Source organism: Mycobacterium sp. 3519A, from assembly GCF_900240945.1.
GTDB lineage: Bacteria > Actinomycetota > Actinomycetes > Mycobacteriales > Mycobacteriaceae > Mycobacterium.
This window is the reverse complement of record NZ_OESG01000014.1, coordinates 2,129,239-2,143,772: the sequence shown is the minus strand read 5'-3', so window position 1 is coordinate 2,143,772 and position 14,534 is coordinate 2,129,239. Positions and strand designations below refer to the sequence as shown.

General features: G+C 66.5%; 15 protein-coding genes. 11 read left to right on the top strand and 4 right to left on the bottom strand.

Going from position 1 to position 14,534, the window contains the following annotated elements; genetic code table 11:
• Positions 1 to 70 precede the first annotated feature (70 nt).
• Genes C1A30_RS31560 through C1A30_RS31545 form a run of 4 tightly spaced genes read left to right on the top strand, consistent with a single transcriptional unit; the run spans position 71 to position 4,388 of the window.
• Positions 71 to 1,072 (top strand): NAD(P)-dependent alcohol dehydrogenase, encoded by a 1,002-nt coding sequence (locus C1A30_RS31560; protein WP_101952143.1) that lies wholly within the window; start codon positions 71 to 73, stop codon positions 1,070 to 1,072.
• A complete protein-coding gene (locus C1A30_RS31555; RefSeq protein WP_101952142.1) occupies positions 1,069 to 2,487 on the top strand; it encodes a mannitol dehydrogenase family protein in 1,419 nt (472 codons plus the stop codon). Before C1A30_RS31560 ends, C1A30_RS31555 begins: the two co-directional genes overlap by 4 nt.
• Positions 2,484 to 3,452: a carbohydrate kinase gene (locus C1A30_RS31550; protein WP_101952141.1), complete on the top strand. Its 969-nt coding sequence runs from the start codon at positions 2,484 to 2,486 to the stop codon at positions 3,450 to 3,452. Before C1A30_RS31555 ends, C1A30_RS31550 begins: the two co-directional genes overlap by 4 nt.
• 9 nt (positions 3,453 to 3,461) lie before the next feature.
• Positions 3,462 to 4,388, top strand: a complete 927-nt coding sequence (locus tag C1A30_RS31545) for a Ku protein (RefSeq protein ID WP_101952140.1) — start codon at positions 3,462 to 3,464, stop codon at positions 4,386 to 4,388.
• On the opposite strand, the gene C1A30_RS31540 is transcribed toward C1A30_RS31545, so the two are convergent.
• On the bottom strand, positions 4,389 to 4,856 hold the full coding sequence (locus C1A30_RS31540) for a glucose-6-phosphate dehydrogenase (protein ID WP_101952139.1): 468 nt from the start codon (positions 4,854 to 4,856) through the stop codon (positions 4,389 to 4,391). It abuts the gene before it with no gap.
• A gap of 160 nt (positions 4,857 to 5,016) precedes the next feature.
• On the opposite strand from C1A30_RS31540, the gene C1A30_RS31535 reads away from it, so the two are divergent.
• The 5 genes from C1A30_RS31535 (at position 5,017) to C1A30_RS31515 (ending at position 8,787) form a co-directional block, all read left to right on the top strand.
• On the top strand, positions 5,017 to 5,808 hold the full coding sequence (locus C1A30_RS31535) for an SDR family oxidoreductase (RefSeq protein ID WP_101952138.1): 792 nt from the start codon (positions 5,017 to 5,019) through the stop codon (positions 5,806 to 5,808).
• Positions 5,809 to 5,818: 10 nt separating this feature from the next.
• Positions 5,819 to 6,892 carry a diacylglycerol kinase gene (locus tag C1A30_RS31530; protein WP_101952137.1) on the top strand — a complete coding sequence of 358 codons (1,074 nt, stop codon included), beginning with the start codon at positions 5,819 to 5,821 and terminating at the stop codon, positions 6,890 to 6,892.
• A 34-nt stretch (positions 6,893 to 6,926) separates the two neighbouring features.
• Positions 6,927 to 7,217, top strand: a complete 291-nt coding sequence (locus C1A30_RS31525; RefSeq protein WP_101952136.1) for a hypothetical protein — start codon at positions 6,927 to 6,929, stop codon at positions 7,215 to 7,217.
• 73 nt (positions 7,218 to 7,290) lie between these two features.
• A complete protein-coding gene (locus C1A30_RS31520) occupies positions 7,291 to 7,497 on the top strand; it encodes a hypothetical protein (RefSeq protein ID WP_369974194.1) in 207 nt (68 codons plus the stop codon).
• Between the two features lie 63 nt (positions 7,498 to 7,560).
• Entirely contained in the window at positions 7,561 to 8,787 is a 1,227-nt protein-coding gene (locus C1A30_RS31515; RefSeq protein ID WP_101952135.1) for an Nramp family divalent metal transporter, read from the top strand.
• Here the strand turns inward: C1A30_RS31515 and C1A30_RS31510 are convergent.
• Complete coding sequence (locus C1A30_RS31510; protein WP_142392690.1) at positions 8,766 to 9,164, bottom strand: hypothetical protein; 399 nt, start codon at positions 9,162 to 9,164, stop codon at positions 8,766 to 8,768. The genes C1A30_RS31515 and C1A30_RS31510 overlap by 22 nt on opposite strands.
• 159 nt (positions 9,165 to 9,323) lie before the next feature.
• Between C1A30_RS31510 and C1A30_RS31505 the strand changes: the two genes are divergently transcribed.
• A complete protein-coding gene (locus C1A30_RS31505; RefSeq protein WP_101952133.1) occupies positions 9,324 to 10,394 on the top strand; it encodes a poly-gamma-glutamate hydrolase family protein in 1,071 nt (356 codons plus the stop codon).
• Complete coding sequence (locus tag C1A30_RS31500; RefSeq protein ID WP_235010282.1) at positions 10,394 to 11,479, top strand: serine hydrolase; 1,086 nt, start codon at positions 10,394 to 10,396, stop codon at positions 11,477 to 11,479. The genes C1A30_RS31505 and C1A30_RS31500 overlap by 1 nt, the downstream gene beginning before the upstream one ends.
• Here C1A30_RS31500 and C1A30_RS31495 read toward each other — a convergent pair whose 3' ends face one another.
• Positions 11,480 to 12,844 (bottom strand): APC family permease, encoded by a 1,365-nt coding sequence (locus C1A30_RS31495; protein ID WP_101952131.1) that lies wholly within the window; start codon positions 12,842 to 12,844, stop codon positions 11,480 to 11,482.
• A gap of 11 nt (positions 12,845 to 12,855) precedes the next feature.
• Positions 12,856 to 14,475 carry an amidohydrolase gene (locus C1A30_RS31490; protein WP_235010281.1) on the bottom strand — a complete coding sequence of 540 codons (1,620 nt, stop codon included), beginning with the start codon at positions 14,473 to 14,475 and terminating at the stop codon, positions 12,856 to 12,858.
• Between the last annotated feature and the right edge of the window lie 59 nt (positions 14,476 to 14,534).

The following is a 14,534-nucleotide window of genomic DNA, read 5'->3' as shown; positions in this document are numbered from 1 at the left end:
GGTGCGAGTAGATGCTCATGAGGCTAGCATGGAGACTGTGACGCACACAACACTTTCCTCAGATACCCGAATGCGGGCCGCAGTACTCGTCGAGCCAGGTCGCATCGAAATGGAGGAGCGACCGGTCCCCGTGCCCGGGCCGGGTGACGTGCTGGTGCGGGTGTCGTCGGTCGGGGTCTGCGGGTCCGATACGCACTATTACCGGCACGGCAGGATCGGCAATTTCGTGGTCGAACAACCTTTGGTGCTCGGCCACGAGGCGGCCGGCACCATCGTCGGCGTCGGCGCCGGCGTCCCGGCCGAGCGCATCGGTGAGCGGGTGTCGATCGAACCGCAACGCCCCGACCCCGACAGCGACGAAACCCGCAGCGGCCACTACAACCTGTGCCCGCACATGCGGTTCTACGGGACCCCACCGGTGGACGGCGCGTTCTGCGATTACGTCACCATCGGCGCCGGGTACGCCCATCGGGTGCCCGATTCGGTATCCGACGACGCCGCGGCGCTCTGTGAACCGCTGTCGGTCGGCATCGCCGCGGTGCGTAAAGCAGGCCTCGACGGTGGCGCGCGTGTGCTGATCACCGGCGCGGGGCCGATCGGGATCGTGCTCACTCAACTCGCCAGGGCGTACGGCGCCACCGACATCGTGGTCAGCGATCCCGACGAGGCGCGCCGGGTCCAGGCGAAAGAGTTCGGCGCGACAGCGGTGCTCGATCCGACCGCGGAGCCGATCGGTGATCTGGGGGTCGACGCATTCATCGACGCATCCGGCGCACCCTCGGCGGTCGTCGACGGGATCCGCGCGGTGCGGCCCGCGGGGACGGTGGTGCTCGTCGGATCGGGCGCAGAGTCGATGGAGTTGCCGACGCAGCTGATCCAGAACCGCGAACTGGTTCTCACCGGCGTGTTCCGATATGCGAATACGTGGCCGACGGCGCTCGCGCTCGTCGAGTCGGGTCGGGTGGATCTCGACGCGATGGTGACCGCGCGCTTTCCCTTGGAGAAGGCTGCCGACGCCCTCATCTCTGACCGCACACGGGGTAGCGTCAAGTCCGTGGTGGTGGTGTCATGAAGCTGAACTCGTCGACCCTGGCCCAGCTTCCGATCGACAAGCCCAGCTATCGCCGTGACGAAATCGGCGTCGGCATAGTGCATTTCGGTGTCGGCGGATTTCACCGTGCCCATCAGGCGATGTATGTCGACCGGCTGCTCGAGATGGGACTGGCGACCGAATGGGGCATCTGCGGGGTCGGGGTGCTGCCCGCCGACCGCAAGATGGCCGATGTCATGGCCGCGCAGGACTGCCTGTACACGCTGCTGCTGCAGAATCCGGACGGCAGTCGCACCGCGCGCGTGATCGGGTCGATCGTCGACTACCGCTACGCACCCGACGACCCCGAAGCCGTCGTCGAACTGCTTGCCGCGCCGAGCACGCGGATCATCTCTTTGACCATCACCGAGGGCGGCTACAACATCGACAATCTCGGCGAGGTCAACGTATTCGGTTTGGTCGCCGATGCATTGGCGCGCCGACGCGACCGCGGGATCGCATCGCCGACGATCGTGTCGTGCGACAACATCGAGAACAACGGCGACGTGGCGCGGCAGGCCTTCACCACTTACGCCGAACGGATCCATCCCGGTCTCGGCGCGTGGATCACCGAGCACACCCACTTCCCCAATTCGATGGTCGACCGCATCACGCCCGTCACCACGCCTGACGTGATCGGGCTGCTGGCAGAGGAATTCGGTGTCGAGGACCAATGGCCCGTGGTCGCCGAGCCGTTCACCTCGTGGGTACTCGAGGACGATTTCGCCGACGGGCGGCCACCTTTGGAGAAGGCCGACGTGTTGTTGGTCGACGATGTCACGCCATATGAGTTGATGAAGTTGCGACTGCTCAACGCGAGCCATCAGGCCCTGTGCTACTTCGCATATCTGGCCGGCTACCGGTTGGTGCACGACGCCGCCGGTGACCCGCTGTTCGCCCAATTCCTGCTCGAGTACATGGATTCCGAGGGAACGCCGACGCTCAAACCGGTGCCCGGCATCGACCTGCCCGACTACAAGCGCACACTGATCGAGCGGTTCGCCAACCCCGGCGTCAAGGACACCATCGCGCGGTTGTGCTTCGGGTCGTCGGATCGCATCCCGAAATGGCTCGTGCCGGTGATCCGCGCCAACCTCGCCTCGGGTGGCCCGGTCCGGTTGTCGGCGGCGGTGGTGGCCAGTTGGGCCCGTTACGCCGAGGGCGTCGACGAACAGGGCCAACCGATCGACGTGCAGGATCAGTTGGCCGACACGCTGGTGCCGTTGGCGCAGTCGCAGCGCGAGCACCCGACAGCGTTCATCGAAAACACCTCATTGTTCGGTGATCTCGCGGCGCAACCCCGGTTCGTCGAGGCGTATCTGTGGGCGCTGGACTCGCTGCACCGCGACGGGGCACGCGCGACGCTGGAGACGTTGCTGCTGAAGGAGACGACATGACCGTGCCCGGCGCGCCGCAGCGGGCGCTGGTGATCGGCGAGGCGCTGATCGACATCGTCGAGCGTGACGGCGAAGTCACCGGCGAGCACGTCGGCGGCAGCCCGTTGAACGTGGCGGTCGGGCTGGCCCGGTTGGGTCGCGGTGTCGACTTCCTCACCCACATCGGTGACGACGCGCGTGGCCACCGCATCCTCGACTACGTCAAGCAGTCTGGCGCGCAACTGGTTTCGGGAAGTCTATCCGCTGAGCGCACACCGACCGCGCTGGCCACGCTGGACGCCACCGGATCGGCGCAGTACACGTTCGACATCGACTGGCAGCTGTCGGGCACACCGGAGGTGGCGCCGCCGCTTGTCGCGCACACGGGGTCGATCGCGACGGTGCTGGAACCGGGGTGCCGGGCCACCGCCGCGCTGCTCGACGCGTATCACCCGTCGGCGACCATCACGTTCGACCCGAACGTGCGGCCGGCGTTAATCGAGGACGACGACATCGCACGCGGCCGCATCGACCGGTGGATCGAACGCTGCGATGTGGTCAAGGCCAGCGATGAGGACATGCGCTGGATCGACCCCGACCGCACGCCGGAGCAGATCGCCGCGACATGGCTGGCGCTGGGCCCGTCGATCGTCGCGGTGACGATGGGTGAAGCGGGCGCGTTCGCGATGTGCGCGGCGGGGACCGTGCGGGTGCCCGCGCGCAAAGTGAACGTGGTGGACACCGTCGGGGCGGGTGACGCATTCATGACGGGTCTGATCGACGCGTTGTGGTCGCTCGGCTTGCTGGGCGCGGCGCGCCGGGCGCAACTGGCGCAGATACCGACGGAGGCGCTGACCGGGGTGGTGCAGACGGCGGCGTTGTCGTCGGCGTTGACGGTTGCGCGTGCCGGGGCTGACCTGCCGGATCGTGCGACGCGCGACGCCGCGGCGGCCGGGTCCGGCCCGTTGTTGCCCCAACCGGGCTAGCCTGGCCTTATGCGTTCCATATGGAAGGGTTCGATCGCGTTCGGCCTGGTGAACGTTCCGGTCAAGGTGTACAGCGCGACCGAGGACCACGACATCAAGTTCCATCAGGTGCACGCGAAGGACAACGGACGCATCCGGTACAAGCGGGTCTGCGAGGTTTGCGGCGAGGTCGTCGAGTACCGCGACATCGCGAAGGCCTATGAATCCGACGACGGCCAGACGGTCGTGATCACCGACGAGGACATCGCCACGCTTCCGGAGGAACGCAGTCGCGAGATCGAGGTGCTGGAGTTCGTTCCAGCCAATGAGATCGATCCGATGATGTACGACAAGAGCTACTTCTTGGAGCCGGACGGGAAATCGTCCAAGTCCTATGTGCTGCTGACCAAGACGCTCAAGGAGACCGACCGCGTCGCGATCGTGCACTTCGCGTTGCGCAACAAGACACGGCTTGCCGCGTTGCGGGTGCAGGATTTCAGCAAGCGCGACGTGATGATCGTGCAGACGTTGTTGTGGCCGGACGAGATTCGTGATCCCGACTTCCCGGTGTTGGACAAGGAAGTCGAAATCAAACCGGCGGAACTGAAAATGGCCAGCCAGGTGGTCGAGTCGATGACCGACGACTTCAACCCCGACCGCTACCACGACGACTATCAAGAACAATTGCACGAGCTGGTCCAGGCGAAACTCGAAGGCGGCGAAGCGTTCACCACCGAGGAGCAGCCGAAGGAACTGGACGAGACCGAGGACGTGTCGGATCTGCTCGCCAAGCTGGAGGCCAGTGTGAAGGCGCGCCGCGGTGGCGGGTCGGACGGCGACAAGCCGGCCAAGAAAGCTCCGGCGAAGAAGTCCGCTGCCAAGAAGTCGCCGGCGAAGAAGGCGGCCAAGAAGTCGCCTGCGAAGAAAGCAGCCAAGAAGGCCGTGGCGAAGAAGTAACTACGCGGGCAGATTCACTCGCAGCGCATCGTGCTCGTCGAGGATCCGACGCAGCGCCGCGTCCATCGGATGCGCCGATGCGAGGTCGCGGCGATACCCGTCGTCGACCACGGCGACCGCACGCTCGGGTAATTCGGCGGTGTCGACTTGGTCGACGAGCGAGTCGAACATCCCCGGCGGCGTGGCCAGGTAGTACAGGGCCCGGCGGGACTCGGTCAGCCCGGCCGCGTACATCAGTCCGTGTTGGGTGATCACGAAGAGTTCCGAGGAGATGCCCGGGTGCGGGGTTTCGGCCGTGCCCCACGCCATCGCGGCGTGCCGCATCTGCGTCAGCCGATCCGGGATGTCGTCGCTGAGCGTGAACAACCTCGCAACGAGTGCGTCGCCCGTCAGCGGACACATGTCGACCGCAGCCCGGAAGTACCGCTGGAAGATCTCTCCGAAAAAGTCGTACCGTTGCTCGCTCATCGCGGCTCCCCACATTCGGACGTACATCCAGTGTGCGCCCGTCGGCCGCGGTAGGAGAAGTGGCTGGGAGTTCTCACGAAAATAGAACGTGTTTCAAAAACGTCCCTCGCGGCAGTCGAAAGCCTGTTACGGTTCGCGCGGCAAGGGAAGGACGACACACGTGATTCTCGACAAGTTCAGACTGGACGACCAGGTCGCGGTGGTCACCGGCGCGGGCCGCGGACTGGGCGCGGCGATGGCGGTGGCATTCGCGGAAGTCGGTGCGGACGTGGTGATTGCAGCCCGCACGCAGTCGCAACTCGAGGAGGTCGCCGAGCAGGTCCGAGCGGCGGGCCGCAAGGCGCACATCGTCGTCGCCGACCTCGCGCACCCCGAGGACACAGCCAAGCTGGCGACCGAGGCCGTCGACGCCTTCGGCAAACTAGACATCGTCGTCAACAACGTCGGTGGCACCATGCCGAACACGTTGCTGACCACCTCGGTCAAGGACATGAAGGACGCCTTCACCTTCAACGTGCTGACCGCTCACGCCCTGACCACCGCTGCGGTTCCGCTGATGCTCGAACACTCCGGCGGCGGCAGCATCATCAACATCACCTCGACCATGGGCCGGTTAGCGGGTCGCGGATTCGCCGCATACGCCACCGCCAAGGGAGCGCTGGCGCACTACACCCGGCAAGCCGCCCTCGACCTGTGCCCGAAGATCCGGGTCAACGCGATCGCACCGGGATCCATCCTCACCTCAGCGCTCGACATCGTCGCCTCCAACGATGAACTCCGCGAGCCGATGGAGAAGGCAACCCCCATGCGGCGACTCGGCGATCCGGCCGACATCGCCGCTGCCGCCGTCTATCTCGCATCTCCTGCGGGCAGTTTCCTGACCGGCAAGATGCTCGAGGTCGACGGCGGCCTCAACATCCCCAATCTCGACCTACCCATCCCCGACCTGTGAGGAGCTAGTCATGGCCATCAGAGTCGCGCAGATCGGCACCGGCAACGTCGGCCGCCACGCGCTGGCCCAACTCATCACCGACCCACGCTTCGAACTCACCGGCGTCTGGGTGTCCGGCGACTCCAAGGCCGGCAAGGACGCCGGAGAGCTTGCGGGGCTTGACATTTCGACGGGCGTCATAGCCACCACCGACCTCGACGCGGTGCTGGCCACCAACCCCGCGTGCGCCGTCTACTGCGCGATGGCCGACAACCGGCTGCCCGAGGCCCTCGAGGATTACCGCAGGATTCTCGCCGCCGGCGTCAACGTCGTCGGCAGCAGCGCCGTCTTCCTTCAATACCCGTGGGAGACGCTGCCGGCGGAGCTCATCACCCCGATCGAGGACGCGGCCAAGGCGGGCAACGCCAGCGTCTTCGTCAACGGCATCGACCCCGGCTTCGCCAACGATCTGGTGCCACTCGCACTGGCCGGCACGTGCCAGAGCATCGAGCAGATCCGCTGCATGGAGATCATCAACTACGACACTTACGACAGCGCAACCGTCATGTTCGACGTGATGGGCTTCGGCAAGCCGCTCGACGAGATCCCGATGCTGCTGCAGCCCGGCGTGCTGAGCCTGGCGTGGGGATCGGTCGTGCGCCAACTCGCGGCGGGACTCGGCATCGAACTCGACGAGGTCACCGAGACCTACACCCGAACCCCCGCGCCCGAGGACTTCGACATCGCGTCGGGCCACATCGCGAAGGGCACCGCCGCGGCACTGCGCTTCGAGGTGCGCGGCATGAAGGACGGCAAGGTCGCTGTCGTGCTCGAACACGTCACCCGACTGCGCGACGACCTGCACCCGGATTGGCCGCAGCCCGCCCAGGAAGGTGGGTCGTACCGCATCGAGATCACCGGCGAACCGTCCTACGCGCTCGACCTTTGCCTGAGCAGCCGCAAAGGCGATCACAACCACGCCGGATTGGTCGCCACCGCCGCGCGGGTCGTCAACGCGATCCCTGCCGTCATCGACGCCGATCCAGGTATCACGACGACGCTCGACTTACCCCTGATTACCGGAAAAGGGCTGTACGCTGGCTGATAGCTGGGGGCTGATTGACAAGAAGGACATGCCTATGCGGAGGACCAGGCGCTACTTCACCCCGCTGATTGTCGCGGCAGGCGCCGCAGCGGCACTTATCTTCGCGCCCGCCGCCCTTGCCGATCCCGGCGACTCTTCCACGTTGCCGGACTGCACCAGCGTCGGCGGCGTGACCGATATGGGTGCCGGGACGACCGAATGCGCGACGCCCGGCAACGTGCAACTCAACGCCACCCCGCCCGAACCGGATTACCCCTATCCGTGGGATGACGAGTTCTGGGGTCCGGCGTTGATCATCGGTGGCGGTGGCGGGGGTCATCGCTAACCATCTGTTCCATGGCCCATTAAGGAGGCCTACCATGCGGGCCTTTATTCGTTCTCTCCCAATGGTTTTGGCGGTGAGCGGCGCCTGCGCCGCGGTGACCCTGGCGCCCGTTGCCGCGGCCCAGCCACAGTGCACGACCACCGCTCCGTACACCACGCAGTGCCAGACCAACGGCAGCACCTCGATCGTCACGTCGCCCCAGCAGAACAACTGGTACGGCGGTTGGCCGTGGTGGGGCGGCGGCGGCTTGGTCATCGGCATCGGCGGGTGGGGCTGGTAGCTACCCTGGGGTTTCGGCTAACCTAACTTTTCTATTCGCATCACCGGATAGAAAGTAGGTTAGGTGATTCAGGACGCCGAGCCGCGGCTGCGGCCGAGCTGGCTTCTGCTGGGGCCTGCGTTCGTCGCGGCCATCGCCTACGTCGACCCCGGCAACGTCGCCGCGAACGTCAGCGCCGGCGCGCAGTACGGCTTCCTTCTGGTCTGGGTCATTCTCGTGGCCAACGTGATGGCCGGCCTCGTGCAGTTCCTCTCGGCCAAGCTGGGACTTGTCACCGGTCGCAGCCTGCCAGAGGCAGTCGCCGATCACACCCGCACGCGTACCCGCATCGCCTATTGGCTGCAGGCCGAATTGGTGGCGATGGCGACGGATCTCGCGGAAGTGGTGGGCGGCGCGATCGCGCTGCACCTGCTGTTCGATCTCCCTCTGCTCATCGGCGGAGTGATCACGGGCGTGGTGTCGCTGCTGCTGCTGGCGGTGCAGAACCGTCGCGGCCAACGCCTCTTCGAGCGGGTGATCAGCGGGCTGCTGCTGATCATCGCGATCGGCTTCCTGACGAGTTTGTTCGTGGAACCGCCGCCCGTGAGCGACGTGGCGGCCGGCCTGTTGCCGCGGTTCGACGGCGCCGAGAGCGTGCTGCTCGCCACCGCGATGCTGGGCGCGACGGTGATGCCACACGCGGTGTATCTGCATTCCGGGCTGGCCCGCGACCGGCACGGCCACCCCGCCGCGGGCAGGCAGCGGCGCTGGCTGCTGAAAGTGACGCGGCTGGATGTGACGCTGGCGATGCTGGTCGCAGGTGCGGTGAACCTGTCGATGCTGCTGGTGGCCGCCACAAACCTGCAGGGTATGGACAGCACCGACTCGATCGAAGGCGCGCATGCCGCGGTCCACGACACGCTGGGCCCCACGGTCGCGCTGTTCTTCGCGGTGGGATTGTTGGCGTCCGGGTTGGCGTCGACGTCGGTGGGCGCGTACGCGGGCGCGATGATCATGCAGGGCCTACTGCGCCGCTCCTATCCGCTGTTGCTCCGTCGACTGGTCACGCTGATCCCGGCGCTGGTGATCCTGGCCATCGGCATCGACCCCAGTCGCGCGCTGGTGTTGTCGCAGGTCGTGCTCTCCTTCGGCATCCCGTTCGCGCTGATCCCGTTGGTGCGGCTGACCAGCAATCCCGACCTGATGGGCGAGGACACGAATCACCGCATCACCACGGCGCTGGGATGGGCCGTCGCCGTGCTGATCAGCCTGTTGAACGTCGGGCTGATCTACCTGACGGTGAAGGGCTGATCGGAAACCTGGATCTGCCGAGGTGGTTTGGTCACCCCGGGCGCGATGGCCATGTCAGTCGGGATCCGGATGGTGCCAGGAATTTGCCGCGTTCCCGCCGTGTCACCGGGCGGAGCCTGGCAGTCTTGCGTGGCCGCGTTCCATACCCCGTCGTTGTATTCGCAACAAGTCTTAGCAGCCTCGGTCAACTCCTGCAGGGTGATCTCGCCCCTCTGGTAGTGCGCCCTGGACTGTTCCATGCAGTAGTCGTAAGTCTCGATGTCCCATACCTTTTGGGCGTTTGCGACCGCAGTGAGTCCAGCGGATGGGAGGGCGACAGCGGCCACGGCGCCGACGAGCACCGCTGCGTATTTGATGCGATTGCGCTTTTGGCTCACGGTGGCTTCCTCTCGCCGTCTGATGAGGAAAATGCTCCGCGGTCAAGGCCCGTTCCGTAATCGCTGCGAGGCCAGAATTGCCCGCCTGACGAGGAAGATTTGTCTATCCCTGCGGTAAGCCCGCGGATGGGCAGTCAGGCGTCTGGGATAATCGATTCAATGCGTGCACGTCACAGCTACTTCGCGTACGGGTCCAACCTGTGCGTGCGGCAGATGGCGCAGCGATGCCCCGGCGCGGTTGATCCCAGGCCCGCGATGCTCGCCGACCACGACTGGCTGATCAACGAGCGCGGTGTGGCCACCGTCGAACCGTTCGACGGGTCGCAGGTGCACGGTGTGGTGTGGAAGGTCACCGACCGCGATCTGGCCACGCTGGACAGCGCCGAGGGCGTGCCGGTGCGGTATCGCCGTGACCGACTGACCGTGCACACCGACGACGGTCCCGACGAGGCGTGGGTGTACATCGACCACCGCGTCGATCCCGGCCCGCCGCGCCCTGGGTACCTGGAGCGCATCGTCGACGGCGCGATGCACCACGGCCTGCCCCACCGCTGGATCGAATTCCTGCGGCGGTGGGACCCCGCGAACTGGCCCATGCGCATCGACATGCCGAGTTCCGGAGCACCACAGTCGCTTTCGGAGTTGCTGGCCCAGCCCGGCGTCAGCGAGGACAGCACGCTGCGGTCCCGGTTCGGCTTCCTTGCCATCCACGGCGGCGGGCTCGAGCAGATGACCGACGTCATCGCCGAGCGGGCCGCTGACGGCGCCGACGCGTCGCTGTATGTGTTACGGCATCCCGACGGGTATCCGCACCACTTGCCGTCGGCGCGTTACCGGGGCGAGGAGTCCGAACGGTTGGCCGAGTTTCTCGACCACGTCGAGGTGGTGGTGTCGCTGCACGGGTACGGCCGGATCGGACGCAGCACCCAACTGCTGGCGGGCGGGCGCAACCGAGACCTCGCCAAGCACCTGGCACGCCACGTCGAGGTGCCCGGCTATCAGGTCGTCACGGACCTCTCCGAGATCCCACGCGAACTGCGTGGCCTGCACCCCGACAACCCGGTCAACCGAGCCCGCGGCGGCGGCACCCAACTGGAGTTGACGCCCAGGGTGCGCGGCATCAGCCCCCGAAGCGGGCTGCCGGGCGACGACGGCCTGAGCCCAGCGACGTCGCGGCTGGTACAGGGCCTGATCGCGACCGCGCGGTCGTGGCAACTAACCTCGGCTTAGTGCGCATCCTCACGATCGCTGCCGCTCTTCTCGTTTGTCTCACCGCCGCATGCTCACAAACCGCCCCCGGACTGAGCGACGCCCTGGCCACCGTCGTGGAAGAAGATCAGCTGCCCGGCGGTGTCGCGGCCGTACGTGAATACGACGGCGTCACTCGAGGCTCGGCCGGATATTCCGACGTCGACACGAACACCCGATTCGCGCCACACACCCACATCCGGGCCGCGAGCATCACCAAAACCTTTGTCGCAGCGACAGTTCTGCAGCTCGTCGCCGAAGGCAAGGTCGATCTGGACGCGTCGATCGAGACGTACCTACCGGGCCGGATCCGCGGCAAGGGTATCGACGCCAAGGCCATCACGGTCCGCCAACTGCTGCGGCATCAGAGCGGGCTGCCGGAGTACTTCGACGCCAGCACACCGGTTCCCACTGAGCCCGTCACCGCCGATCAACTGCTCGACGCCGCGCTGAAGCGGCCGCCGCAGTTCCCGCCAGGCACCGCGATGAAGTACACCAACACCAACTACGTCGTCGCAGGCCTGCTCATCGAGAAGCTGACCGGGCATCCGGCCGCCGAAGAGATCACCCGCCGAATCATCAGCCCGCTCGGTCTTTCCGACACCTACTTCCCCGCGCCGGGCGACAACGGGCTACGCGCGCCCTTCGCCCACGGCTACGAGTTGGTCGACGGAAAACGCAAAGACGTCACGACTTTCAACGCTTCGGCCGCCGGGATGGCCGGCTCGCTGGTGTCGACGAGCGAGGACACGTCGGCGTTCATCACCGCCCTGCTGGACGGCCGCGTCGTCGCGCCCGCGCAACTGCGCGAGATGATGACCACCGTCGACTGGAAGGACGCCGGACCCGGCTTCCACTACGGGCTTGGCCTCACCGGCGTCGACCTCGACTGCGGCGTCAGGGTGTGGGCGCACGGCGGCGACATCGAGGGCTTTCACAGCCTGATGGCGAAAGGATTTGGCGGACCGGCGGTTTCGGTCACGTTCACCCAGAACCCGCCTGAGACCGAGTCGATGGCCAACGATCCGCGCGCCGCCGTGCTCAACGCCGTCTACTGCCCGGCCTAGTCACTCCTCCAACGCGAGCACCGGCGTGGGCCGCTGGAAGCCGCGCGTCATCCACAACAGCCACAGGAACCCGACCGCGAACCAACACAAGCCGAACACAAGCGAATAATTCGACAGGCTGGTCCACAGCCACACGGTCAGGCCGAAACCGATCAGCGGCAACACAAGGTTGTTGACGAAACCGCCACCACCACGGTCGCCTGCGTCGACGAAGTAATGCTTGATGACGGTGAGGTTGACCGCCGAAAAGGCCACCAGCGCACCAAAGCTGACGATGGAAGCGAGCGCGTCCAGTTGAGCCCAGATGGCGGCGAGCGAAACCACCGACACCACTAGAATCGCGTAGGTCGGGGTAGTGAACCGTGGCGGGATGTGCCCGAACACCCGCCGCGGCAGGATGCCATCGCGGCCCATCGCGTACAGGATCCTGGCCACCGAGGCCTGCGAGGTGATCGCCGAGCCCAGCGCGCCGGCGACGTAGGCCGCGGTGAAGAACGTCGACAAGAACTGGCCGCCCGCGGTTTCCATCACGTCGAGAGACCCGGAGTCGACGTCGGCGAACTGATTGGACGGGAACACCAACTGCGAGACGTACGACAGCAGGACGAAGAGCAGGCCTGCGGTGACGGTGGCGATCATGATCGCGCGCGGCACGCTTCGCCTCGGCTCGTTGGCCTCTTCGGCCAGTGTCGACACCGCGTCGAAACCAAGGAACGACAGACACAGAATGGCGGCGCCCGCGAGCACCGGTTGTAGCCCGGGTGCGGTGCCGTCGCCGGCGAACGGGCCCCCCAGATTGACTGTGCCGCTGTGCGACAACGTGACGAAGGCGAGCACCAGGAACACCACGATGAAGACCGTCTGCAGTGCGATGATCAGGAAGTTGGCCCGCGCCACCGAGACGATGCCGAGGATGTTGAGCACCGTGACGATGACGATCATCAGGAGGACGAACACCCACGCCGGGATGGCGGGGATCGCGGCGTTGAGGTAGATGCCGATGACCAGATAGTTCAGCATCGGCAGCAGCAGGTAGTCCAGCAGCAACGACCACCCGGCCAGGAAGCCGATCGGGGCCCCGAACGTGCGCTGGGTGTACGCGTATGTCGAACCGGCCACCGGGTACGCGGCGGCCATCCTGGCGTACGACCGAGCGGTGAATACCATGGCCGCCAGGGTCACCAGGTAGGAAACCGGAAGTCGGCCACCGCTTTCCTGGACGACGATCCCGTAGGTGGTGAACACCGTCAGCGGGACGATGTACACCAATCCGAACAGGACTAGCGACGGTACGCCGAGAACTCGACGCAGGTGGCCTTCGCCCGGCGGGGCGACGGCTGGGGTATCCGACGACGCTGTCGACATGGTAATCCCTTTCAACCCGTGGCCGAGTAGACCGACCGACCTGACAGATATGTAGCCCGGATGCCGACATCGGCCAGACCGTCCGGTGGCGTCGTGCGCGGATCGGAGTCCAACCACACCAGATCGGCGCTCGCACCGGGAGTGATCGTGCCCCAACGTCCTTCGGCGAACGCCTGTTTCGCGACTCCCGCCGTGTAGGCGCTGAGCGCGCGTTCGACGGTGATGATCTCCTGCGGTGTCCAGCCGCCGCGCGACACGGCGACCGCGATGCCGTCCAACGGCGCGCCCGAGGACACCGGCCAGTCCGAGCCGAACGCCAGCGGTGCCCCCGACTCGTAGAGACTCTGCATGCGGTACTGCTTGTCGCTGCGGTCGGGTCCCAGCCGCGGGATGGTCAGTTCCACCATCAGCGGGTCGAGCTGCGCCCACAGCGGTTGCATGTTGGGGATCACGCCAAGGGCGGCAAAGCGTTTCAGGTCGGCATCGTCGACCAGTTGCGCGTGCGCGATCACCGGCCGCCGGTCTTTCGGCCCGTTGACGGCGACGACGTGTTCGATGGCGTCGAGCGCCTGGCGCGCGGCGGCGTCGCCGATCGCGTGGATGTGAATCTGGAAACCGCGTTCGTCGACCGCGCGGGCGGCGTCGGCAAGGTTCTCCCACACCTGCATGCCCCTGTTGTTTCCCGGGTCGCTCCGCTCCTGCCCTCCGTGGCCGTGCAACGTGCCGCAATACGGCGCCAGCAGCGCCCCGGTTTCGTTCTCGATCACCCCGTCGGCGAAGAACTTGACCGTGTTGGCGGTCAGCAACGGCGAGGCCGCCTCCTGCACGCGACGGCGGGCGTCGACGAAGTGGTCGAGTTGCGTGTCGAAGTAGCGCGGATCCGCGTACAGGCCGAGGTTGAACCGGATTTCGAGCGCGTCCTGTCGGGCGGCGTCCAGATAGGTGTCGACGTCGGCGGGTTCGACCCAGGCGTCCTGCACCCAGGTCACGCCGCGCTCCTGGTAGTAGCGGGCGGCGGTTTGCAGCGCGCCTACACGGACCGCGGGGTCGCGGGCGGGCACGATCTTGTGCACGAGGTCCACAGCCCCCCACTCGCGCAGCGTGCCCAGTGGCGTGCCGTCATCGCGGCGCGGGATCTCGCCGAGCACCGGATCAGGTGTGTCCGTGGTGATGCCTGCCCGCTGCAGCGCAACACTGTTGCACCACACCGTGTGGTAGTCCCACGCGCGCAGCACGACGGGCCGGTCGGGCACCGCGGCGTCCAGCCAGCGCGCGTCGAAAAGCCCGCCGGGCGCCATGCTGCTCTCATACGAGGCGCCGACGATCCACTCCTCGTCGGGATGGTCGGCGGCGTAGCGCTTCACCTCGGCCACGATCTCGTCGACCGTCTGGCACGGTCGCACCTGCGGGCCCACCGCCTCGAGGCCGCCCGGCAGCGGGTGCGCATGCCCGTCGCCAAATGACGGCATCAAAAACCCGCCGTCGAGGTCGATCTCCTCGGCCCCGCCGGCCTGGGGGTGCGCAGCGTCGCCGATGGCTCGCACCACGCCGTCGGTGACCAGCAGCGCGTCGGTGGTCTCGCCGCTCACACCGGTCCAGATGGTCCCGCCACGGAAAAACGTCGAAGGCACCACGGGAACGTATCGCACCAATCCGCGCGCCGTGCGGTTCCGAATACCTGGCGTGGAGA

Coding starts and splice junctions, on each gene's coding strand:
- C1A30_RS31560 (WP_101952143.1), top strand. CDS start 71: ATGCGGGCCGCAGTACTCGTCGAGCCAGGTCGCATCGAAATGGAGGAG.
- C1A30_RS31555 (WP_101952142.1), top strand. CDS start 1,069: ATGAAGCTGAACTCGTCGACCCTGGCCCAGCTTCCGATCGACAAGCCC.
- C1A30_RS31550 (WP_101952141.1), top strand. CDS start 2,484: ATGACCGTGCCCGGCGCGCCGCAGCGGGCGCTGGTGATCGGCGAGGCG.
- C1A30_RS31545 (WP_101952140.1), top strand. CDS start 3,462: ATGCGTTCCATATGGAAGGGTTCGATCGCGTTCGGCCTGGTGAACGTT.
- C1A30_RS31540 (WP_101952139.1), bottom strand. CDS start 4,856: ATGAGCGAGCAACGGTACGACTTTTTCGGAGAGATCTTCCAGCGGTAC.
- C1A30_RS31530 (WP_101952137.1), top strand. CDS start 5,819: ATGGCCATCAGAGTCGCGCAGATCGGCACCGGCAACGTCGGCCGCCAC.
- C1A30_RS31525 (WP_101952136.1), top strand. CDS start 6,927: ATGCGGAGGACCAGGCGCTACTTCACCCCGCTGATTGTCGCGGCAGGC.
- C1A30_RS31505 (WP_101952133.1), top strand. CDS start 9,324: ATGCGTGCACGTCACAGCTACTTCGCGTACGGGTCCAACCTGTGCGTG.
- C1A30_RS31495 (WP_101952131.1), bottom strand. CDS start 12,844: ATGTCGACAGCGTCGTCGGATACCCCAGCCGTCGCCCCGCCGGGCGAA.